This window comes from Streptomyces sp. NPDC051684, assembly GCF_044453445.1.
Taxonomy (GTDB): domain Bacteria; phylum Actinomycetota; class Actinomycetes; order Streptomycetales; family Streptomycetaceae; genus Streptomyces.
This window is the reverse complement of the sequence record NZ_JBITCS010000004.1, coordinates 319762-337541: the sequence shown is the minus strand read 5'-3', so window position 1 is coordinate 337541 and position 17780 is coordinate 319762. Positions and strand designations below refer to the sequence as shown.

18 protein-coding genes and 1 pseudogene are annotated in these 17780 nt (G+C 72.3%); 8 read left to right on the top strand and 11 right to left on the bottom strand.

Annotation, left to right across the window (positions count from 1 at the left end):
- Window positions 1-101 precede the first annotated feature (101 nt).
- The gene (locus tag ACIA8D_RS07455) at window positions 102-248 is read left to right on the top strand and encodes a hypothetical protein (protein WP_399229617.1); all 147 of its coding nucleotides are present in this window, start codon (window positions 102-104) and stop codon (window positions 246-248) included.
- 212 nt (window positions 249-460) lie between these two features.
- Here ACIA8D_RS07455 and ACIA8D_RS07450 read toward each other — a convergent pair whose 3' ends face one another.
- Window positions 461-1333, bottom strand: a complete 873-nt coding sequence (locus ACIA8D_RS07450) for an oxaloacetate decarboxylase (RefSeq protein WP_399229616.1) — start codon at window positions 1331-1333, stop codon at window positions 461-463.
- A 205-nt stretch (window positions 1334-1538) separates the two neighbouring features.
- Here ACIA8D_RS07450 and ACIA8D_RS07445 point away from each other — a divergent pair, with 205 nt between their 5' ends.
- Window positions 1539-2219: a DUF4232 domain-containing protein gene (locus ACIA8D_RS07445; protein ID WP_399229614.1), complete on the top strand. Its 681-nt coding sequence runs from the start codon at window positions 1539-1541 to the stop codon at window positions 2217-2219.
- Here ACIA8D_RS07445 and ACIA8D_RS07440 read toward each other — a convergent pair.
- The 7 genes from ACIA8D_RS07440 to ACIA8D_RS07410 all read right to left on the bottom strand — a co-directional run bounded on the left by ACIA8D_RS07440 (window position 2212) and on the right by ACIA8D_RS07410 (window position 7760).
- Window positions 2212-2970, bottom strand: a complete 759-nt coding sequence (locus ACIA8D_RS07440; RefSeq protein ID WP_399229685.1) for an ABC transporter ATP-binding protein — start codon at window positions 2968-2970, stop codon at window positions 2212-2214. The two genes, ACIA8D_RS07445 and ACIA8D_RS07440, sit on opposite strands and share 8 nt — an antisense overlap.
- A gap of 47 nt (window positions 2971-3017) precedes the next feature.
- The gene (locus ACIA8D_RS07435; protein ID WP_399229612.1) at window positions 3018-3848 is read right to left on the bottom strand and encodes an ABC transporter permease; all 831 of its coding nucleotides are present in this window, start codon (window positions 3846-3848) and stop codon (window positions 3018-3020) included.
- Window positions 3845-4630 carry an ABC transporter permease gene (locus ACIA8D_RS07430; protein WP_399229610.1) on the bottom strand — a complete coding sequence of 262 codons (786 nt, stop codon included), beginning with the start codon at window positions 4628-4630 and terminating at the stop codon, window positions 3845-3847. Before ACIA8D_RS07430 ends, ACIA8D_RS07435 begins: the two co-directional genes overlap by 4 nt.
- Window positions 4627-5607 (bottom strand): ABC transporter substrate-binding protein, encoded by a 981-nt coding sequence (locus ACIA8D_RS07425; RefSeq protein ID WP_399229608.1) that lies wholly within the window; start codon window positions 5605-5607, stop codon window positions 4627-4629. The genes ACIA8D_RS07430 and ACIA8D_RS07425 overlap by 4 nt, the downstream gene beginning before the upstream one ends.
- Before the next feature lie 58 nt (window positions 5608-5665).
- Entirely contained in the window at window positions 5666-6166 is a 501-nt protein-coding gene (locus ACIA8D_RS07420; RefSeq protein WP_399229606.1) for a MaoC family dehydratase, read from the bottom strand.
- A 41-nt stretch (window positions 6167-6207) separates the two neighbouring features.
- Window positions 6208-6789, bottom strand: a complete 582-nt coding sequence (locus ACIA8D_RS07415; RefSeq protein ID WP_399229604.1) for a TIGR00730 family Rossman fold protein — start codon at window positions 6787-6789, stop codon at window positions 6208-6210.
- A 113-nt stretch (window positions 6790-6902) separates the two neighbouring features.
- Window positions 6903-7760, bottom strand: a complete 858-nt coding sequence (locus ACIA8D_RS07410; protein ID WP_399229602.1) for a LysR family transcriptional regulator — start codon at window positions 7758-7760, stop codon at window positions 6903-6905.
- Window positions 7761-7830: 70 nt separating this feature from the next.
- Between ACIA8D_RS07410 and ACIA8D_RS07405 the strand changes: the two genes are divergently transcribed.
- Together ACIA8D_RS07405 and ACIA8D_RS07400 are read left to right on the top strand one after the other, a co-directional pair.
- The gene (locus ACIA8D_RS07405) at window positions 7831-8148 is read left to right on the top strand and encodes a hypothetical protein (protein WP_399229600.1); all 318 of its coding nucleotides are present in this window, start codon (window positions 7831-7833) and stop codon (window positions 8146-8148) included.
- A 176-nt stretch (window positions 8149-8324) separates the two neighbouring features.
- Window positions 8325-10742: a penicillin acylase family protein gene (locus ACIA8D_RS07400; RefSeq protein ID WP_399229598.1), complete on the top strand. Its 2418-nt coding sequence runs from the start codon at window positions 8325-8327 to the stop codon at window positions 10740-10742.
- A gap of 93 nt (window positions 10743-10835) precedes the next feature.
- On the opposite strand, the gene ACIA8D_RS07395 is transcribed toward ACIA8D_RS07400, so the two are convergent.
- Window positions 10836-11450, bottom strand: a complete 615-nt coding sequence (locus ACIA8D_RS07395) for a sigma-70 family RNA polymerase sigma factor (protein ID WP_399229596.1) — start codon at window positions 11448-11450, stop codon at window positions 10836-10838.
- Between the two features lie 528 nt (window positions 11451-11978).
- On the opposite strand from ACIA8D_RS07395, the gene ACIA8D_RS07390 reads away from it, so the two are divergent.
- Complete coding sequence (locus ACIA8D_RS07390; RefSeq protein WP_399229594.1) at window positions 11979-12989, top strand: MerR family transcriptional regulator; 1011 nt, start codon at window positions 11979-11981, stop codon at window positions 12987-12989.
- A gap of 100 nt (window positions 12990-13089) precedes the next feature.
- Complete coding sequence (locus ACIA8D_RS07385; RefSeq protein ID WP_399229592.1) at window positions 13090-14361, top strand: NAD(P)/FAD-dependent oxidoreductase; 1272 nt, start codon at window positions 13090-13092, stop codon at window positions 14359-14361.
- A gap of 25 nt (window positions 14362-14386) precedes the next feature.
- On the opposite strand, the gene ACIA8D_RS07380 is transcribed toward ACIA8D_RS07385, so the two are convergent.
- On the bottom strand, window positions 14387-15514 hold the full coding sequence (locus ACIA8D_RS07380) for a cryptochrome/photolyase family protein (RefSeq protein ID WP_399229590.1): 1128 nt from the start codon (window positions 15512-15514) through the stop codon (window positions 14387-14389).
- Window positions 15515-15729: 215 nt separating this feature from the next.
- Here ACIA8D_RS07380 and ACIA8D_RS07375 point away from each other — a divergent pair.
- Window positions 15730-15984 (top strand): annotated as a pseudogene (locus ACIA8D_RS07375) (DUF4383 domain-containing protein); the annotation flags it as partial.
- Window positions 15985-15988: 4 nt separating this feature from the next.
- On the opposite strand, the gene ACIA8D_RS07370 reads toward ACIA8D_RS07375, so the two are convergent.
- A complete protein-coding gene (locus ACIA8D_RS07370; RefSeq protein ID WP_399229588.1) occupies window positions 15989-16831 on the bottom strand; it encodes an SDR family NAD(P)-dependent oxidoreductase in 843 nt (280 codons plus the stop codon).
- An 86-nt stretch (window positions 16832-16917) separates the two neighbouring features.
- On the opposite strand from ACIA8D_RS07370, the gene ACIA8D_RS07365 reads away from it, so the two are divergent.
- Entirely contained in the window at window positions 16918-17778 is an 861-nt protein-coding gene (locus tag ACIA8D_RS07365) for a helix-turn-helix transcriptional regulator (RefSeq protein ID WP_399229586.1), read from the top strand.
- Window positions 17779-17780: the final 2 nt, after the last annotated feature.

Below are 17780 nucleotides of genomic sequence, written 5' to 3'. Positions count from 1 at the left end.
GGGCCCCCCCCCCCCCCCCGCGTTGTTGGGGGGTTGTGGTTCTCCCGCCGCCCCCGCCCCCCCCCCCCCCCCCCCACGACAGGCCCTAGGTCGCCTGTACGGTGGGCGGAGGCGAGCCCGCCCGTGACGTGTTCGTCGGGGTGGAGCTGGGCAACTGGGCGGACGTGCTCATCGGCATGCTGCTCACCGAACCCGCCCTCGGCTCGGCACCGGGGTCGCGGCGTACGCGCTGCGGCTGGGCGTCGTGACCGGGCACCGGCTCGAACAGGCGGCGTCGCTGCTGCTGACCGACCTTGTCCTGCCGCTGCTCGCCTTCGCGTCGGCGGTCGACGGCAAGGCGTGGACGTCGGTCCTGGAATGAGGAGATCGTCAACGGTGCCGGGTGCGTGGACACCGGGAGCCTGCGGGTGTGCGACGCCTTGTGGTGACCCCGCCCGCCCGATGAGCTGAACCGGGCCTGTCAGTCGCGGGGCCCCGCCCCCTTGTCGTACCCGCCCCGCAGGTCCTCCCAGAACCCGAGGCCGACGGAGTCGAACAAGCCGCGCACCGGCAACTGACCCTCGGTGTCGAGGTCGCCCGTCGCCGCGCGGGCCAGCGCGGCGCGCATCGCGGCCGCGGCGCTGCCGACGTTGAGGAGGGGCATGATGACCAGCGCGTAACCGGCTTCGCGCAGCACGTCGAGCCCCGCATCCGGTGTCTTGCCACCGGGCACGAGGTTGAACAGGGCGGGCGCGTCGACCTCCGACGGTACCCGCCGCACCTCCTCCAGCGTCTGCGGCGCCTCGACGAACACCATGTCCGCACCCGCCTCGACGTACCGGTTGACCCGGCGCACGGCCTCGTCGAAGCCGTGCGTGGCGCGGCAGTCGGTGCGGGCGATGAGCACGGTGTCCGGATCGCGGCGCGCCTCGGCCGCCGCCTCGATCTTCGCGGCGAACTCCCCGGCGTCCACCACGCGTTTCTCGTCGAGGTGTCCGCAGCGCTTGGGGAACTCCTGGTCCTCCAGCTGGATCGCGGCGACCCCGGCGGCCTCGTAGAGCTGGACGGTCCGGTACGTGTGCGTGATGTCGCCGAACCCGGTGTCCGCGTCGGCGATCACCGGGATGTCCAACACCCCGGCGAGCAGCCCCGCCTGACGCACCATCTCGGTCTGCGTGGCGAGCCCGATGTCCGGCAGCCCGTTCGCGGCGGCCACGGCCGCGCCCGACATATAGGCGACGCGGAATCCGGCACCCGCCGTCAGCGACGCCGACAACCCGTCGTACACGCCAGGCGCGAGCACCGCCGACCGCTCCCCCAGAATGTCCCGCAGCCGCTTGCGTGTGTCCGTCATGAGTCCGCCTCCACGGGTTGGTTCCTCGTCCGAGATCAATTCCTCATTCGACCCCGCGAAGGGGTGCCGGGGGAAGTGAGGGAGGCGAAGTCACCGTGTTACACAACCCGGACAGGTCCATGATCGGGCGATGATGACCGCCCACGTAGGGTCATGGCACAACGACTTGACCAGTCGACAGTCCGTCACACGGGGGAGCAGTTCCATGTCCGTACGTCTCGCCAATCGTTCCGGCCGTCTCGTTCTGACCGCGCTCGCCGCGGTGTCCCTGTCGGTGGCCGCCACTGCTTGTTCCTCGGGGGCCGCGGAGAAGGACAGTGGCAAGCACAGCAGTTCCAGCGGGGCGAAGGCCGAGGCCGGGGCCGATGTCAAGCGCGGCTCCGAGGCCGGTTCGAAGGTCGCGGACGGGACGGAGGCCGAGGCCGGTACCGACAGCAAGGCCGGCGCGGGCGCCACCGCCACCGGCACGAAGGAGCGGGTCGGGCAGTCCTGCGGGACCAACGACCTGGACTTCACCGTCGGCGTCGAGTCCCAGGCCGGCGGCTACTACCTGCTCACCGCGAAGGCCAAGCCGGGCATCACCTGCTACCTGGAGGGCAAGACCGCCGACGTCGCTTTCGGGTCCTCGCCCGACAGCCACGCCGGGCCCAACGAGCAGGCCGTCAGTGACACGGTGAAGCTCTCCGGTGCCACCAAGGCCTACGCGGGTGTCAACCCCAAGAGCACCAACAGCGACGGTGGCGTGGAGTTCGGGCAGATCATCGTCTCCGTCGGGGATACCGGCATCGACCCCGTCTCGCTCAAGCTTCCCGACACCGCTGTCGTGGACCGGCCGGAAGCCACCAACTGGCACGCCGACCGCGCCGACGCCGTCCCCTTCAGCTGAGGCCCGGCGACCTGACCGTCCGCCCCACGTCGGCCCGCAGCTTCACGAACTCCGGCAGCCCCCGGGTGGCGATCTGGTCGCGTTCCACGGGGAGCCGGACCGGCAGGTCGAGCGCGATGCCGGAGTCGGGGGCGGGTGAGAGGGCGACCACGCGGTCGCCGACGTAGACACTCTCGTCGATGTCGTGCGTGACGAACACGATGGTGGCTCCGTCGCTGCGGTGGACGTCCAGGAGCAGGTCCTCCAGGTCCTCGCGGGTCTGCGCGTCGAGCGAGCCGAAGGGCTCGTCCATGAGGAGAAGCGAGGGGCGGACCACCAGCGCGCGGGCGATGGCGACCCGCTGCTGCATGCCGCCGGAGAGCTGCCAGGGGTGGCGGCGGGCCGAGGCCGCAAGGCCGACGCGTTCCAGGATGCGCTCGGCCGCGGCCCGCCGTTCCGCGCGGCCCAGGCCCTGGCGGCGCAGCGGCAGCGCCACGTTGTCGCGCACCGTGAGCCAGGGCAGCAGGGAGCGGCCGTAGTCCTGGAAAACGATCGCGAGCCGGTCGGGCACTCCGGTGACCGGTGCCCCGTCGACCGTGATCGTGCCCTCCTGTGCGGGGAGCAGCCCCGCGATCGTGCGCAGCAATGTCGACTTGCCACAGCCCGACGGGCCCACGACACACAGGAGTTGGCCGCTCGGAACGGTCAGTGACACGTCGTGCAGGACGCGATGGGAGCCGTACGACTGGCTGATGCCGGTGAGGCGCAGCAGGTGGGGGCCGTCCTCGCTGCGTCCTTCCTCGTCTCCGAGGTGTGTCGTCATGCCGTCCTCCCCGTGCCGAGCACGCGCTTCTCGATGGCCAGCAGGCCGGTGTTGAGCAGATACCCGAGGACGCCGAGCAGGGCCAGGGCCGCCCACACGGTGAGCAGGTCCGAGCGGGACTGGGCGTCGGTGAGGACGAAGCCGATCCCGTTCTCCGTGCCGGGCAGCAGCTCCGAGAACACCATGAGGATCAGGGCGAGCGACAGGCTGAGCCGCAGCCCGGCGAAGATGCGGGGGAGCGCGGACGGCACGATGACGTACCAGAGGCGTTCGGCTGTCGTGAGGCGCAGGGCGGCGGCGACCTCCAGGCGCAGCGGGTCCGTGTTGCGGGCGCCCTCCGCCGTGTTCACGAGCACCGGCCACACGGCGCTGAACACGATCGACGTGATCTGCATCGGCGTACCGAGGTCGAGGACCACGACGAAGACCGGGACCAGGGCGGGCGGCGGGACGGCCCGCGCGAACTGCAGCACCGGATCGCACAGCGCGTACACCCGCCGGGAGCGGCCGATCGCCACCCCGAGCACGATCCCGGCGACGGCCGCGAGCAGGAACCCGGCGGCCATCCGGCCGAGGCTCGGGCCGATGGTGTCGAACGCGGCGTCGGTGAGGAAGACATGGGAGACCGGGCCCGAGAACCACAGGTCGTAGGCGTGGTGCGCGATGCGTGACGGAGGTGGGAAGAAGACACTGCCGTGCGCGCGGGCGGCCACCTCCCAGAGCGCGACGGCGACGGCCAGGACGGGCCAGCGGAGCAGGGTGCCGGTGCGGAGGCGTGCAACTATCGTGCGTGGGGCTCGTGTTGGTGTCTCGGCCGTCCGTGTCACGTCCGCACCGCCTGCCGTTCCGGCGTCCACGGGAACAGCCGTCGTTCGCACCGCACGAGTATGTCGTTGATCAGCAGGCCGATGGCGCCCGCCCACACCACGCCGGCAAGCACGTCCCGGTTGCCGTCCGTGGCCTGTTGCGCCTGGGCGATGAAGATGCCGAGGCCCTCGCCGAACCCGGACAGGAGCTCCGTGGCGACGGCCACGACGAGCGCGACGGCCGCCGAGATCCGGATGCCCGCGGCGATGAACGGCGCCGCGCCGACCAGTTCGACGCGCAGCAGCACCGCGGCCCGGCCGAAGCCGAAGGCGCGCAGCGTGTCCTTGACCAGCGGCTCGCTCTCCCCGAGGCCGTACATCGTGTTGAACAGGATCGGCCACACCGAGGCATACGTGACGAGCGCGACCTCCGTTTCGGTGCCGGAGCCGAGCAGCAGCGACACCAGTGGGATCAGCGCCACCGACGGCAGCGGCCGCAGGAATTCCACGATGGCCCGCACCGCGGCGTCGAGCACGGGCACGCTCCCGAGCAGCAGCCCGGCCGGCACCGCGATCGCACACGCGAGAGCGAGCCCGAGCACCCAGGCGCGCAGCGTGGCGCCGACCCCGTCGAGGAACACGGAGTCGCCCGCGAGCTCGACGGCACGGGCCAGGACGTCGGACGCGGGCGGCAGATACTCGCGCCGCACGATCCCCGCGCGGGACACCGCCTCGCACACACCGAAGGCCAGCAGCGCGCCGAGGAGGCCGAGCCCGGCATCCCGGCGGCCGCGCCCGGTCACTTGACGACGAGTGTCGACGGGTCGACGGCCTTCTTCAACAGCCCCTGCTTGTGCATGAGTTCGGTGAGGCGGCGCAGCTGCCGCACATCGGTGCTCGGCGGATACGCGGGCAGCCCCATCGACTCGGCCTGCGCGGACTTGACCTTGCTGTAGGTGGGCACCACCTTGCGCACGGCGGCCGGATCCGCGTCGGCGATCTTCGAAGCGGCCTCGATGGCACGCTTGAACTTGGCGGCGGTGTCCGGGTTCTGCTTCGCGTACTTGGCGGTGGTGACGTACCCGCTGATGGGCAGCGACTCGACGGGGCTCGCGGCGCCGTCGACGAGGACCTTGGCCTTCAGGTCGTGCTGGATCGCGCCGTCGAAGGGCTCGACGACATGCACCGCGTCGACCTGGCCCTTCTCCAGGGCGGCCCCCATCTGCGGGAACGCGATCTGCCGGTACGCGGGCCGGCCGGCACCCCGCTCGTCCAGGATCGCGTCGAGCGTCAGGGTCTGGATGTTGTTGAGGATGTTGACGGCGACCTTCTTGCCCTTGAGATCGTCGGCGCTCTTGATGGGGGAGTCCTTGGGCACCAGGACGTCCATCATGTGCGGAGCCGTCCGCACACCCTCCGCGAGGATGCGCACGTCGAGCGTGCCCTTCTCCTGGGCCTGAAGGAAGGTCACGTAGTTCGCGCTCGCGATCACGTCGACCTGCCCCTTGGACAGGGCGGGCAGCGCCTGGATACTCTGCTGCACGGGCTGGATGCGGACGTCAAGACCCTCCTTCTTGAACAGCCCGCGGTCGCGGGCGATGTACAGCGCGGCGGAGTCCGTCAACGGCAGTGCGGCGACGCTGACTTGGGTGTCCTCGCCGCCGCTGCCCGCGTCGTCCGAGTCGCTGTCCCCGCACGCCGTCGTCATCAGCAGGGCGAGTACGGTGACGACCGCCGCCGCCCCGCCCGTTCGCGTCGTTCCCTGACGTAACGTCACCATCATTGCCTATCAGGTGATTGACGGTGATCGCCACCGGGCGTCCGCCCCCGTCACCGCATCACTGCTGGTCGCGGCGGAGCAGCAGATTCATGGCGGTCAGGGTCAGTACGGTTTCGCCGTGCTGGTCGAGGACCTCGACATCGGTGTGGACGAGCCCCCGGTCGGGCTTGCTGCGCGAGGGGCGGGCCGAGCGGACCGTGGTGCGGATCGAGAGGCTGTCGCCGGGGCGGACCGGGCGGGTCCAGCGCAGCTCGTCGATGCCGGGCGAGGCCAGGCTCGCGACCTTGCTGACGTAGTGGTCGGCGTACAGGCGCATCATCACCGAGGCGGTGTGCCAGCCGCTCGCGATGAGCCCGCCGAAGGGGCCCGTGGCGGCGGCCACGGGGTCGGTGTGGATGTCCTGCGGGTCGAACTCCCCGGCGAAACGGAGGATGGCCTGCTCCGTGACCGTGATGCTGCCGTAGGTGTACGTCGATCCGGGGACGTAGTCCTCGAAGTACCGCTTCTCGATGGGGGTGTTGAAGTCCGGGCCGATGGCGTGCGTCGAAGAGGTGGTCATCGATCGCACGGTAGCGGACGGCGCCGAGAACCGTTGCAGTACTAGCGCAGGCGTTCTCCGTGCGCGGGCTCCGGAATGGTTCGGAGCCGCTCCTCCAGCGCCGCCAGCAGGCCCGGCAGGTCGGGAGCCACGGCGAGGTCGTCCAGCGTGGCCGCGGGAAGCAGGCCGGAGTCCGCGATGCCGCGCAGGGCGCCCAGCAACGGTGACCAGAAGCCACCGGCGTCCAGGAAGCCGACGGGCTTGGCGTGGAAGCCGAGTTGGCGCCAGGACCACACTTCGAAGATCTCCTCGAGCGTGCCCAGGCCCCCGGGCAGGGCGACGAAGGCGTCCGCCTGATCGGCCATCAGCGCCTTGCGCTCGTGCATCGAATCGCACATGAGCAGCTCGGTCACACCCTCGTGTGCCCACTCCCGCTCGACCATGCTGCGCGGCATGACACCGATGACCTCGCCACCGGCCTTCAGCGCGCTGTCCGCGATGGCGCCCATCAGACCGCGGCGGCCGCCGCCGTAGACGAGCCCGATCCCGCGCCGGGCCAGCTCCGCCCCTACGGCGGCGGCCAGTTCGGTGTGGGCCGGGTCGATGCCACTGGACGAGGCGAGGAAGACGGCGAGTCGGCGCATGAGGACCTCCGGATCGGTCGCGGCGGGGGCTTCGGTCTACCACGGGTGCGGCCTGGCGTACCAAGGCGGGGCGCCGCCGCTGCCGAGTTGGGCACTCGCCTGCTCGCGCCCCGTCACCCGCGTCCCGTGGCCGCCCCGACCGCCGCTGTCACGAAGGCCCGTACGAGCGGATGCCCCGCCCGGGCCGGCCACGCAAGCACCAGTCGGCTCTCAGGAGCATCCGTCACCGGTACGCACACCACGCCCGGCGGGACCGGGTGCACGAGGGAGCGGGGCAGGACGGCCACGGCCCTGCCGACCGCCACCAACGGGATCAGCTGCGCGACATCCCGCACCTCGGGTCCTGGCCCGCCGTCGCCACCGACCCCGGGCACCCCCTTCCAGCGCGGCATCGGCTCGTCCTTCAGGTCGGCGAGCCGCACCGACTCGCGGGTGGCCAGCCGGTGGTCCGCGGGGAGGACCGCGACGCGCTCCTCGACGCGGAGCGTCTCGTGGTCCAGGCCCTCCAGGTCGTCGAACGGCAGATACAGGAGTCCCACGTCGGCCCGGCCGTCCCGCAGCTGTTCCGCGCGGTCGGCGGGCCCGCTGAACACGATCTCGACCCGGCGCGCGTCGGACCCCGCGGCGTACGCGGCCAGCATCACGGACAGCAGGTCGGCGTCACCGCCCGGCTTGAGCACGAGCCGCAGCCGCGTCCTTGACTCCGCGGCCCGGCGGGCCCGCTCCGCGGCCGCGGCCACCGCGTCCAGCGCGTACCGCCCGTCCCGCAGCAGTGCCTCGCCGGCGGGTGTCAGCGCGACCTGGCGGCTGGAGCGGACGAAGAGCGTGACGCCGAGCCGCCTCTCCACGCGCTGGACCGCCTTCGACAGGGCGGGCTGCGCGATCGCGAGGCGCTGGGCGGCGCGGCCGAAGTGCAGCTCCTCGGCGACGGCCACGACGTACTCGATCTCCCGTGTCTCCAGTTCAGCCATGCCTCCAGGTTATCGTTCGAGGCCGAGCAGGTCTTGGACGCGCTGCTCCCGGTCCTGGTTCGATGGCCGCATGATTCACCACACGATGCTCGTATCCTTTGACGGCCCGATCCCGGACGCCGACCTCGACCAATTCCTTCAGGACATCGAAGAGCTCATGCTCGACTCGGGCCACGTCCAGACGTGCGCCACCCGCCGGCACATTCCGGTTCCCGGCGAGGAGGCCATCCCCGCGATGATCGCCACGGCGGTCGTGCAGTTCGGCGTCGCGGACGTGGACGCGCTTGGCGCGGCGTTTGCCGCCCCCGGCGCGGAGGAGCTGATCCACCGCTGGAAGGCCCGCTACCCGTACAAGGTCGCCTGGGCGAACCACGCGCCGCTGGACTGAACGCCGCGTCAGTACGCCCGGGGCGCCCGGCCGCGCCCACGGTCAATATGAACGAAACGACGCGCCCCTCGTCCTGCGTTCCGCTTCCTCCTAACCTCGTGCCCGTCCGTGTGAGGGACCTTCCGCGTGCCGACGCGCGGTGGTGTGCCGAGCAGTTGACCGACGAGGAGGTTGGTGTGGCGAATGCCGGGCAGGGGCGGTTCTCCAGACGGCAGGTACTGGCCGCGACGGCGGTGGGCGTGTCCGGAGTCGGCGTGATGGCCGATGTCGTGGGCGCACCGCAGGCGGGCGCGGCATCGGCCGGGCCGGGCGACTACCGGATACCGGGCCTGCGGGCCCCGGTCGAGCTGATCGAGGACCGCTACGGCGTACCGCACATCTACGCCGACAACGAGCACGACGTCTTCCTCGCCCAGGGCTTCAACGCCGCCCGCGAGCGCCTCTTCCAGATCGACCTGTGGCGCAGGCGGGGACTCGGCGAACTCTCCGGTGTCCTGGGGCCCGACTACGTGGCGCAGGACCGGGCCACCCGCCTGTTCCTGTACCGGGGCGACATGGACGTCGAGTGGGCGCGCTACGCCGAGGACGCACGGCGCATCGCGACGCAGTTCACCGCCGGGATCAACGCGTACGTGGAGTGGCTTGACGCCCACCCCGACCAACTCCCCGAGGAATTCGGCCTCCTCGGCTACCGGCCGGCCCGCTGGGAGCCCGAGGACGTCGTCCGCATCCGCAGCCACGGCCTGACCCGCAACCTGACCAGCGAGGTCAAGCGCGCCCAGGTCGCCTGCGCCGCCGGGGTGGACGCCGACCTGGTGCGCCAGGGGCTGCAACCGGACCACAGGGCGACCGTGCCGGACGGCTTCGACCCGTGCGTGCTCCCCGACGACGTGCTGAAGGTATTCGAACTCGCCACCCAGGAAGTCGAGTTCAAGGAAGGAGCGGTCCGACCGGCGGTGGTGCGCGACGCCACCACCGAGGGCAGCAACAACTGGGTGATCGCCGGACGGCGCACGGCCACCGGCCGCCCGATCCTCGCCAACGACCCGCACCGCTCCTACTCGGCGCCGTCCCTGCGCTACCTCGCGCACCTGAGCGCCCCCGGCCTCGATGTCATCGGCGCGGGGGAGCCCGCCCTCCCCGGCATCTCCATCGGACACAACGGCACCGTCGCCTTCGGCCTGACCATCTTCCCGATGGACCAGGAGGACCTGTACGTCTACGAGTTGGACCCGGACGACCGCACGCGCTACCGCTACCAGGGCGACTGGGAGCCGATGAAGGTGCTGCGCGAGCGGATCCCCGTCGCGGGCCAGGGCGACGGCCAACCCGCCGAGCTGACCTTCACCCGGCACGGTCCCGTGATCCACGTCGACGAGGAGCACAACCTGGCCTACGCGGTGCGCACCGCGTGGCTGGAGCCGGGCACGTCACCGTACTTCGGCAGCGTCGCCTACATGCGGGCCCGCAACTACCGCGAGTTCACCGAGGCCATGCGCAACTGGGGCGCCCCGACGGAGAACCAGGTCTACGCCGACGTCGACGGCAACATCGGCTGGGTCCCCGGCGGCCTCGCACCCAAGCGCGTCGGATACGACGGGCTCCTCCCGGTGCCGGGCGACGGCCGCTGCGAGTGGGACGGCTTCCACTCGGGCGACGACCTGCCGCGCACCCTCAACCCGGCCGCCGGCTTCATCGCCACCGCCAACCAGTTCAACCTGCCGCCCGAGTACCAGGACATGGGGCTCGGCTACGAGTGGACCAACCCCTTCCGGCACCAGCGGATCGTGGAAGTCCTCTCGAAGCAGCACCGGCACACCGTCGCCGACTCGAAGAAGCTGCAACACGACCAACTCTCCATCCCTGCACGTCGGTTGACCGCCCTCCTGGCCCGGCTGCGGAGCAGCGAACCCGACCGCCGTCGCGCGCTGCGCCTGCTGGGTGACTGGGACGCCGTCGAATCGACCGACTCCGCCGCGGCGGCCCTGTTCGAGGTGTGGCTCTCCAGGCACCTGGGCCTCGGCTTCGTACGGGCCGCGGTGCCGAAGGCCGCCGAGCTGATCGAGGACGCCGACACCCTCGTACTCCTCGGCGAGCTGGAGAAGCCCGGCCGGTGGCTGAAGGACGAGGCGGCCCGCGACCGGCTGCTGCTCGACACCCTCGGGGAGGCCTACGCCGAGACGCGCAAGCTCCTGGGCGACGACGAGCGGACCTGGCAGTGGGGCAAGCTGCACCACAGCCTCTTCCAGCACCCGGCGTCGGCCGCCCTCGACGAGGCCGACCGGGCCCGCTTCGACGTCGGCCCGATACCGAGCGGCGGATCCCCGGACACGGTCAACGCGGCGACGTACCGCACCAGCGACTTCCTGCACACCAGCGGGCCGTCGTTCCGGGTCGTCATGGACGTCGGCGACTGGGACTCCTCGGTCGCGGTGAACACCCCCGGCCAGTCCGGCAACCCGGCCGACCCGCACTATCGCGACCTCGCCGAACCGTGGCTGGAGGGCGCGTACTTCCCGCTCGCCTACACCCGCGCGGCGGTAGAGAAGATTGCGGAACGTCGCGTGCGACTCCTGCCCGCCGAAGGGGGCTGAGCCTGCGGAGTCACCCGAAGCACCCGCCGCAGGGCCGAGCGCGTCTCGGCCCTGCGGCCTTTGTGGTGTCCCAGGGGCCTGTCGGTTCGCGGCTCACGTCCCGTCGCTGCGCACGAGCTGGTCCCGCAGCCGCAGCAGTCCGCGCCGCGCGTGGCTCTTGACCGTGCCGAGCGGCCAGCCCGTGAGTTCCGCGATCTGGGTCTGGGTCAGGTCGTCGTAGAACGTCAGCTCCAGGACCCGGCGCTGAGCCGGGGGCAGTTGTTCCAGTTCGTGCGTGACGACGACCTGGTCGAGCACCCGCTGGACGTCCTGCTCCTGCGAGGGGCGCTGGACGGCCAGCTCGGCCCCGGCGGCGCCGAGCAGTTCCGTGCGGCGGGTGCGCGCGCTGAGGGCATCGGCCACCTTGCGGCGGGTGATGCCGACGAGCCAGCCGGCCAGCCGGCCGCGCCGGGGGTCGAAGTTGCGCCGGCCGTGCCATGCCGCGAGGAAGACCTGCTGGGTCACGTCCTCGGCCTCGCGCGCATCGCCGAGCGAGCGGTGGGCAAGCGTGTGCACCAGGGTCGCCCAGCGGCGGTAGACGCCTTCGAGTCCCGCCTCGCTGCCACGCAGGAGCTCCGTGGCGAGTTCGTCGTCGGAAAGCTCCACGCATCGCTCTCCGGAGGCCGCGCCCGGCGCTGCGGCTTCCGTCATGGTCAGGAGGACAGACATGGCCCGGTCCTTTCGCCGTCGGCTGCCGGGTTCACTGTCCTGGCAAAAGAGGCAGGGCTCGACTTGCACCGTAGTTGCATCGATATGGCGGTCCGTCGGCTTGTCGGAAACCCGGGAGAGCCTCACAACCTGCGACGAATCCCCTGCCAGGTCGAGGCGGGGGGTGCGGTCGGAGGGGCGGGTCCCGATCTCGCGGCCCGCGCCACCCGCGCCAGGATCCCGAGCGTCGCAAGGCAGACACGACACCCGAGCACATGCTCGGTGTCGAGGGGCGCCGCATCCTGGGCCAGCGTCGCGAGCGCGAGATCCTCGACCGGAGGATGACGGTCACGGGGCGGCATGGACGGGGGAGGCATGGCGGACCTCGCGCTTTCGTCGGGCGTGGGAGCCGGGGCGGAGCGGCACTGTCCCGCGGCACTCACCCCTGTTTCCGTGCGAAGCGCGCGGTTGGATGCGCCCGTGCGTGGGCAAAGGAGCCGCCATACGGAGATTGACGGCGCATTGCTCTCGCAACGATAAGGTGCGTATATGGAGCGGCAGGCGCACGGCGAGCGGGTGGACACCGCCGACGGAGCGGCCGACGGTGCCGGACTCACCTCCGGAACGGTCGCCCGGCGTCTCGGCGTATCGCCCACCACCCTGCGCTCCTGGGACCGGCGCTACGGCCTGGGGCCCGCCCGCAGGAGCGAGGGCCGACACCGGCGCTGGTCCCCGGACGACGTCGCCATGCTGGAAGCGATGTGCCGGCTGACCGCGCAAGGGGTGCCGCCCGGTGAGGCCGCGCGCCTCGTCAAGAGCGGCGCGAACCCCGCCGCCGCGATCCCCTCCGACGAGCCGGTTACCGCGCACGACGCGGAAGGCGGCGGCAGCGCGCCTGCCGCCGACCGCGCCGGACTCGCCCTCGGCATGGTGCACCCCGAGTGCCGCGGACTGGCCCGCGCCGCACTGCGGCTCGACGCCGACACCGTCGAGGACCGCCTGCACGCTTTCCTGCGCGCCCACGGCGTTGTCGCCACCTGGGAAGAACTCATGATGCCGACGCTGCATGCCGTCGGCCGCAAGTGGGAGACCGCCGGAGACCGCTACGTGGAGGTCGAGCACTTCCTGTCCTGGCACGTGTCCACAGCCCTGCGCTGCGCCCCCTTCCTCGATCGCCGCCCGGTCCGCCGCGAGGGCCCGCCCGTCCTCCTCGCCTGCACCCCCGGCGAACAGCACACCCTCCCGCTGGAGGCGATGCACGCGGCCCTCGCCGTGAAAGGCCGCCCGGTACGGATGCTCGGCGCCGCCGTCCCCGCCGACGCCCTCGCCGAGGCCGTGCACCGCACAGGACCCACGGCCGTGATGCTCTGGGCCCAGTCGCGCTCCTCCGCCGGAGCGCCGCTCGCCGAGCACCTCATGCGCGTGGGCTGGGGACTGAAGGGCGCACGCCAGAAGCCCGTCATCCAGCTCGGCGGCCCTGGCTGGCGGGGCGCGGCGGTCGCGGGTGCCACGTATCCGGCCACCCTCGGCGACGCCCTGGCCGCGTTGCGCGGACGGTGACACCGGTCCCCGCGAGCGCGGCGCATCCGTCGGCGTCCCTTTCGCGGAACACTCCGGTACGGGCGGAACAGCCGCGCCGAAGGACGGAAGAGGTGGTCGCATGTCAGCGACCGGCGCACCCGGAGGTCGCACGTCCGCAGCCCAGGACCGGGCGGACGTCCTCGTGGTCGGAGCCGGTGTCGCCGGACTCGCCTGCGCGCGGGATCTGGCGGCGGCCGGTGTCGACGTGCAGGTCCTCGAAGCGGGCGACGAAGTGGGCGGCAGGATGCGCTCGGACGAGGTCGACGGATTCGTGGTCGACCGCGGCTTCCAGGTCTGCAACACCTCCTACCCGCAGGTGCGGCGCAGGCTGCCACTGCGCAAGCTCCGTCTGCGGCCCTTCACCGCAGGCGTCCTGGTCCACGGGCCCGCGGGCCGGCTCCGGTTCAGCGACCCCAGCCGCCGCCCGCGCACCCTGCCCGACCTGCTGCCGGGCCGCTTCGCCGGACCCCGCGACCTGGCCGCCCTCGCCGCGCTGTCCGCCCGCGACATGCTGGCGCCTCCCCGGCGGCTGAAGCGGTCCGCCGACACCACCACGCGTACCGCGCTGGCGGACGCCGGGATCTCGGACGAACTCGTCGAGCGGTTCTTCCGCCCGTTCCTGTCCGGGGTCTTCCTGGAGGACGAGCTGGAGACGTCCGCCCGGTTCTTCCACCTGGTGTGGCGGAGCATGCTACGCGGCACGCTGTGTCTGCCCGCCGCCGGCGTCGGCGCGCTCCCGCGGGCCCTCTCGGCCGCCCTGCCCCCGTACGTCGTACGGCTGGAGTCACCCGTCGCCGGGCTCACCGACGCCGGAGTGCTCACCGTCGAAGGAGACGAGATCCCCGCGCGGGCCGTCGTCGTGGCCACTGGACCCGGCGCCGTCGCCGGGCTGCTGCCCGACGTCAGCACGCCGGAGACCCGCGTGGTGACGACGTACTACCACGTCGCCCCGCGGTCCCCGCTCGGCGAGCCGACCCTCCTCGTCGACAACCGGCGCCGCTTCCTGAACACGTGTGTGCTCAGCGACGTCGTGCCCGAGTACGCGCCGCCCGGCCTCGCCCTCGTGGCCACCTCGGTGCTCGGCCGGAACACGGCGGGCCGGGAGCGCGCGGTCCGGGCCGCGGCGGGCGAGGCGTACGGCACCGGCACCGACGGCTGGGACCTGCTCACCCAGCGCACCGTCGAGGACGCGCTGCCCGCCATGACCCCGCCGCAGCCGCTGACCCGCACCACCCGCGTGACACCGGGCCGGTACGTGTGCGGCGACCACCGGGCCACCGGCTCGGTGCAGGGCGCGCTCGCCTCCGGCGCCCGGGCCGCCCGCGAGGTGCTGCACGACCTGCGGCACTGAGCCGCGCCGCAGGTCACGCAGCGGGTCACGGAGCCGCGTCACCGCGCTCCCGTTCGTCGCGCAGCAGCTCGTCCAGGTCGGCCAGCCGGTCGAGCCCGCGGACCGGCTGCGCCATTCGCGGATTGCGCTCCAGGCGGGCCCGGTGGCGGTGCAGGAACGCCCAGTACCCGGCGGTGAACGGGCAGGCCCGGTCGCCCGTGCGGTCACCGGGCCGGTACGCGCACCCCTTGCACAGATCGCTCATCCGGTTCACGTAGGCGCCGCCCGACGTGTACGGCTTCGTCGTCATGCGGCCGCCGTCGGCGTACTGCGACATGCCGACGACATTGGGCACCATCACCCAGTCGTAGCCGTCGACGAAGCAGCGGTGGAACCAGTCCGTGACTGCTTCCGGGTCCCAGCCCCGCTGGAGCGCGTGGCTGCCCAGCAGCATCAGGCGCGGTATGTGGTGGGTCCAGCCGGTGTCCCGGACCTGGGCCAGCGTCGTGGCCAGACAGCGTGCCTGTACGGCGTCGGCGTCCAGTTCCAGGAACCAGTCGGGCAGCGGCTCGTGGTGCCGCAGCGCGTTGCGGTGGCGGTAGTCCTCGTCGATCTCGTCCTCGCGCGGCCGGTACGGCGCCGGGGCACCCAGGGTGCGGGCCCCCTCGGGCGGGGGCTCGCGGTTGTCGTGGTCGTGGTTCCAGCGCCCGCCCGCCGGCTGGTCGCCGTCCATCAGCAGTTCGTGCGAGCGCCGCACCCACCGGTAGAAGTCCTCCTGCCGCAGCTGCCGTCCGCCGTGCCCGTCGGCCCACGCGCGGAACTCGCCCCGCGGCACGAGGAATCCCCGCGCGGGCAGCACGTGCACCGAATCCAACGACTTCACCAGCCGCAGCGCCGCGTACGAGGTCGGATGACTCACGGTCACCTGCCCGCCGTCCGGCACCGCCTCCCGCAGCCCCTCCGCGTACGTCTCGGCCCGCACGTACCGGGCCCGGTCGCCGAGTTCCGCGGCCCGGTGGCGCATCGCGGACAGCACCAGGTGTGCCTTGGCCCGGTGGAAGCGGCGACGGCGGAACACCGAACGTGCCTCGATCATCACCACGGGCACCTCGCCCAGACCGCTGAGGTGGTGCGGCCCCAGCTGGTCGCCGAAGAGCCAGTGGTGGTCCGTCATGCGGGTGTCTCCTCGCTCGCGCTCCCGGGCGTGTTCCGCCGGAATGCCACCCATGTTTCGCGACGGCGCCGCACACCGGATGCGCCGACGCGGCCCATCAAGCCGTTTGGATCCCGGTGCAACCGTTCGGCCTCCACCGTCGGAAGACGTGTCACCAACGGACGGAGTACCCACTTCGTCGCGGGAGGGACGCTATCCCGGTCGTCGTGGGCCCCGTCCTCAGCGGCTTCTACCACCTCTTCGTCCTGGACCGTCCCGCCAACTTCCTGGGCTTCGGCATGTCGAACGTCGTGTTCAGCTTCGTGATGGGGCTCCTGGTGGCCAGCTTCGGCAGGTACGGCCGGGTGTCGGCCGGCCTCCCGCACGACAACCCGTACTGGCGCCGCCGCCAACCCCGTCAGGCCGCCCGCGAGTCCCTCGCCCGCCGCCACGGCCCGACGCCGGGCGGGCGCGCGTGGGCCGACGGGTAGGCCCTCAGGCGCCCGCCCCGCCGTCCACCGGCAACACCGCCCCCGTCACCATCGACGCCCGGTCGCTGAGCAGCCATGCCGCCGCCTCGGCGACCTCGCGGGGCTCGGCCATCCGGCCGAGAGGGATCGCCCCCTTGATCTGTTCGACGATGCCGGGGGTCGCCTCCTCCCAGGTGTCGATCATCTCGGTCGCGGTGCCGCCGGGAGTGAGCCCGTTGACCCGGATGCCGTCCGGAGCCCAACTCACCGCCGCGGTCTCGGTGATGCTGTTCAGCGCCCGCTTCATGGCGCCGTAGGCGGGCAGCGCGGGGTTCGCGCGGCGGCTGCCGATGCTCGACGTGTTGACGATCGACCCGCCCCCGCCGCGCCGCATGAGTGCGGCCTCGGCGTTCATGGCGGTCCAGTGCGCACGGAAGTTGACGGCGAACTGCACGTCGATGTCCTCGTCGCCGGTGGTGTCCAGCGGGCCGGGCCGCTGGATCGCCGCGCCGTTGTTGAACGCGCCGTCCAGGCGCCCGTGCACCTCGCCGACGTGGTCCACCGCGGCCCGGATGCCGGCGCGGTCGGCCAGGTCCAGGGCGACGGCGTCGGCGGTGCCGCCCTCCGCGCGGATCTCCTCGACGAGGCGCCGCAGCGCGTCGGTGCCGCGCGAGGCGAGGACGACGGCGGCGCCCTCGCGGGCGAAGAGGCGGGCCGCTTCCGCCCCGATGCCGCGGCTCGCGCCGGTGATGAAGACGACCTTGCCCGTGAGCAGGCCGATGGGCGGGTGCGGCGTGTGGTGCGTCGTACGGGCGGCCGCGCCACCAGTTGTCCGACTGGTCGTGTCATGCGTCGTGTCGTTCGTCATGAGGGGAGTGTCGGCGGGGTCCGCGTCCCCGGTACAGGCACAACCGGTACCAGGATGCGCGGCCGCCGCGCGGGCACACTGGAGGCATGGACAAACAGGAACTCGGCGCGTTCCTCCGCAGCCGTCGCGAACGGCTCCGGCCGCGGGACGTCGGCCTCCCGGCGGGCGCCCGGCGCCGGACACCGGGACTGCGCCGCGAGGAGGTCGCGGTCCTCGCGCACATCTCCACCGAGTACTACGTCCGGCTCGAACAGGGCCGCGCGCCCCGCCCCTCCGGCGAGGTGCTCGCCGGGATCGCGAGCGCGCTGCGCCTCACCGACGCCGAGTCCGACCACCTCCACGTCCTCGCGGGCACCGCGCCGCACCGGAGCCGACGCCATCGGCGCGACGTCCGCCCGAGCATCCTCGCCCTCCTCGAAAGGCTCCCGCAGACGGCCGCTTTCGTGACGTCCGCCGTCTTCGAGGTCCTCGCCTGGAACGACCTCGCGGCCGCGCTCATGGAGGACTACGGCCAACTCTCCCCGGAGGAGCGCAACTTGGCGCGGCGCGCCTTCCTCGGACCGCGGCACCCCGAGGAGCCTCTGTACGGGATCTCCGATGCCGCGGAGTTCCGCCACCACGTCGTCATGGAGCTGCGCTCCGCCCTCGCCCGCTACCCGGAGGACCCCGCGGTCACCGGCCTTGTGGCCGAACTGCGCGACGGCAGCACCGAGTTCGCCCAACTGTGGGAGCTGCGCGACGTACAGGCCGCGCCGACCCTCACCAAGACCTTCGACCATCCGGTCGTCGGCAAGGTCACCGTCGACTGCGACGCACTCGCCCTCACCGACCGCGACCAGCACCTCGTCCTGTACAGCGCCCCACCCGGCTCCCACGATGCCGAAACGCTGGCGCTGCTCGGGGTGCTGGGTGCCGGTGCGGAGGGGGCACTGCGGCGGAGCCGCTGAGA

Excerpts from the sequence above, each read along its gene's own strand:
- ACIA8D_RS07450 (WP_399229616.1), bottom strand. The coding sequence starts at position 1,333 with ATGACGGACACACGCAAGCGGCTGCGGGACATTCTGGGGGAGCGGTCG.
- ACIA8D_RS07445 (WP_399229614.1), top strand. The coding sequence starts at position 1,539 with ATGTCCGTACGTCTCGCCAATCGTTCCGGCCGTCTCGTTCTGACCGCG.
- ACIA8D_RS07425 (WP_399229608.1), bottom strand. The coding sequence starts at position 5,607 with ATGGTGACGTTACGTCAGGGAACGACGCGAACGGGCGGGGCGGCGGCG.
- ACIA8D_RS07420 (WP_399229606.1), bottom strand. The coding sequence starts at position 6,166 with ATGACCACCTCTTCGACGCACGCCATCGGCCCGGACTTCAACACCCCC.
- ACIA8D_RS07415 (WP_399229604.1), bottom strand. The coding sequence starts at position 6,789 with ATGCGCCGACTCGCCGTCTTCCTCGCCTCGTCCAGTGGCATCGACCCG.
- ACIA8D_RS07410 (WP_399229602.1), bottom strand. The coding sequence starts at position 7,760 with ATGGCTGAACTGGAGACACGGGAGATCGAGTACGTCGTGGCCGTCGCC.
- ACIA8D_RS07405 (WP_399229600.1), top strand. The coding sequence starts at position 7,831 with ATGATTCACCACACGATGCTCGTATCCTTTGACGGCCCGATCCCGGAC.
- ACIA8D_RS07395 (WP_399229596.1), bottom strand. The coding sequence starts at position 11,450 with ATGTCTGTCCTCCTGACCATGACGGAAGCCGCAGCGCCGGGCGCGGCC.
- ACIA8D_RS07390 (WP_399229594.1), top strand. The coding sequence starts at position 11,979 with ATGGAGCGGCAGGCGCACGGCGAGCGGGTGGACACCGCCGACGGAGCG.
- ACIA8D_RS07385 (WP_399229592.1), top strand. The coding sequence starts at position 13,090 with ATGTCAGCGACCGGCGCACCCGGAGGTCGCACGTCCGCAGCCCAGGAC.
- ACIA8D_RS07380 (WP_399229590.1), bottom strand. The coding sequence starts at position 15,514 with ATGACGGACCACCACTGGCTCTTCGGCGACCAGCTGGGGCCGCACCAC.
- ACIA8D_RS07370 (WP_399229588.1), bottom strand. The coding sequence starts at position 16,831 with ATGACGAACGACACGACGCATGACACGACCAGTCGGACAACTGGTGGC.
- ACIA8D_RS07365 (WP_399229586.1), top strand. The coding sequence starts at position 16,918 with ATGGACAAACAGGAACTCGGCGCGTTCCTCCGCAGCCGTCGCGAACGG.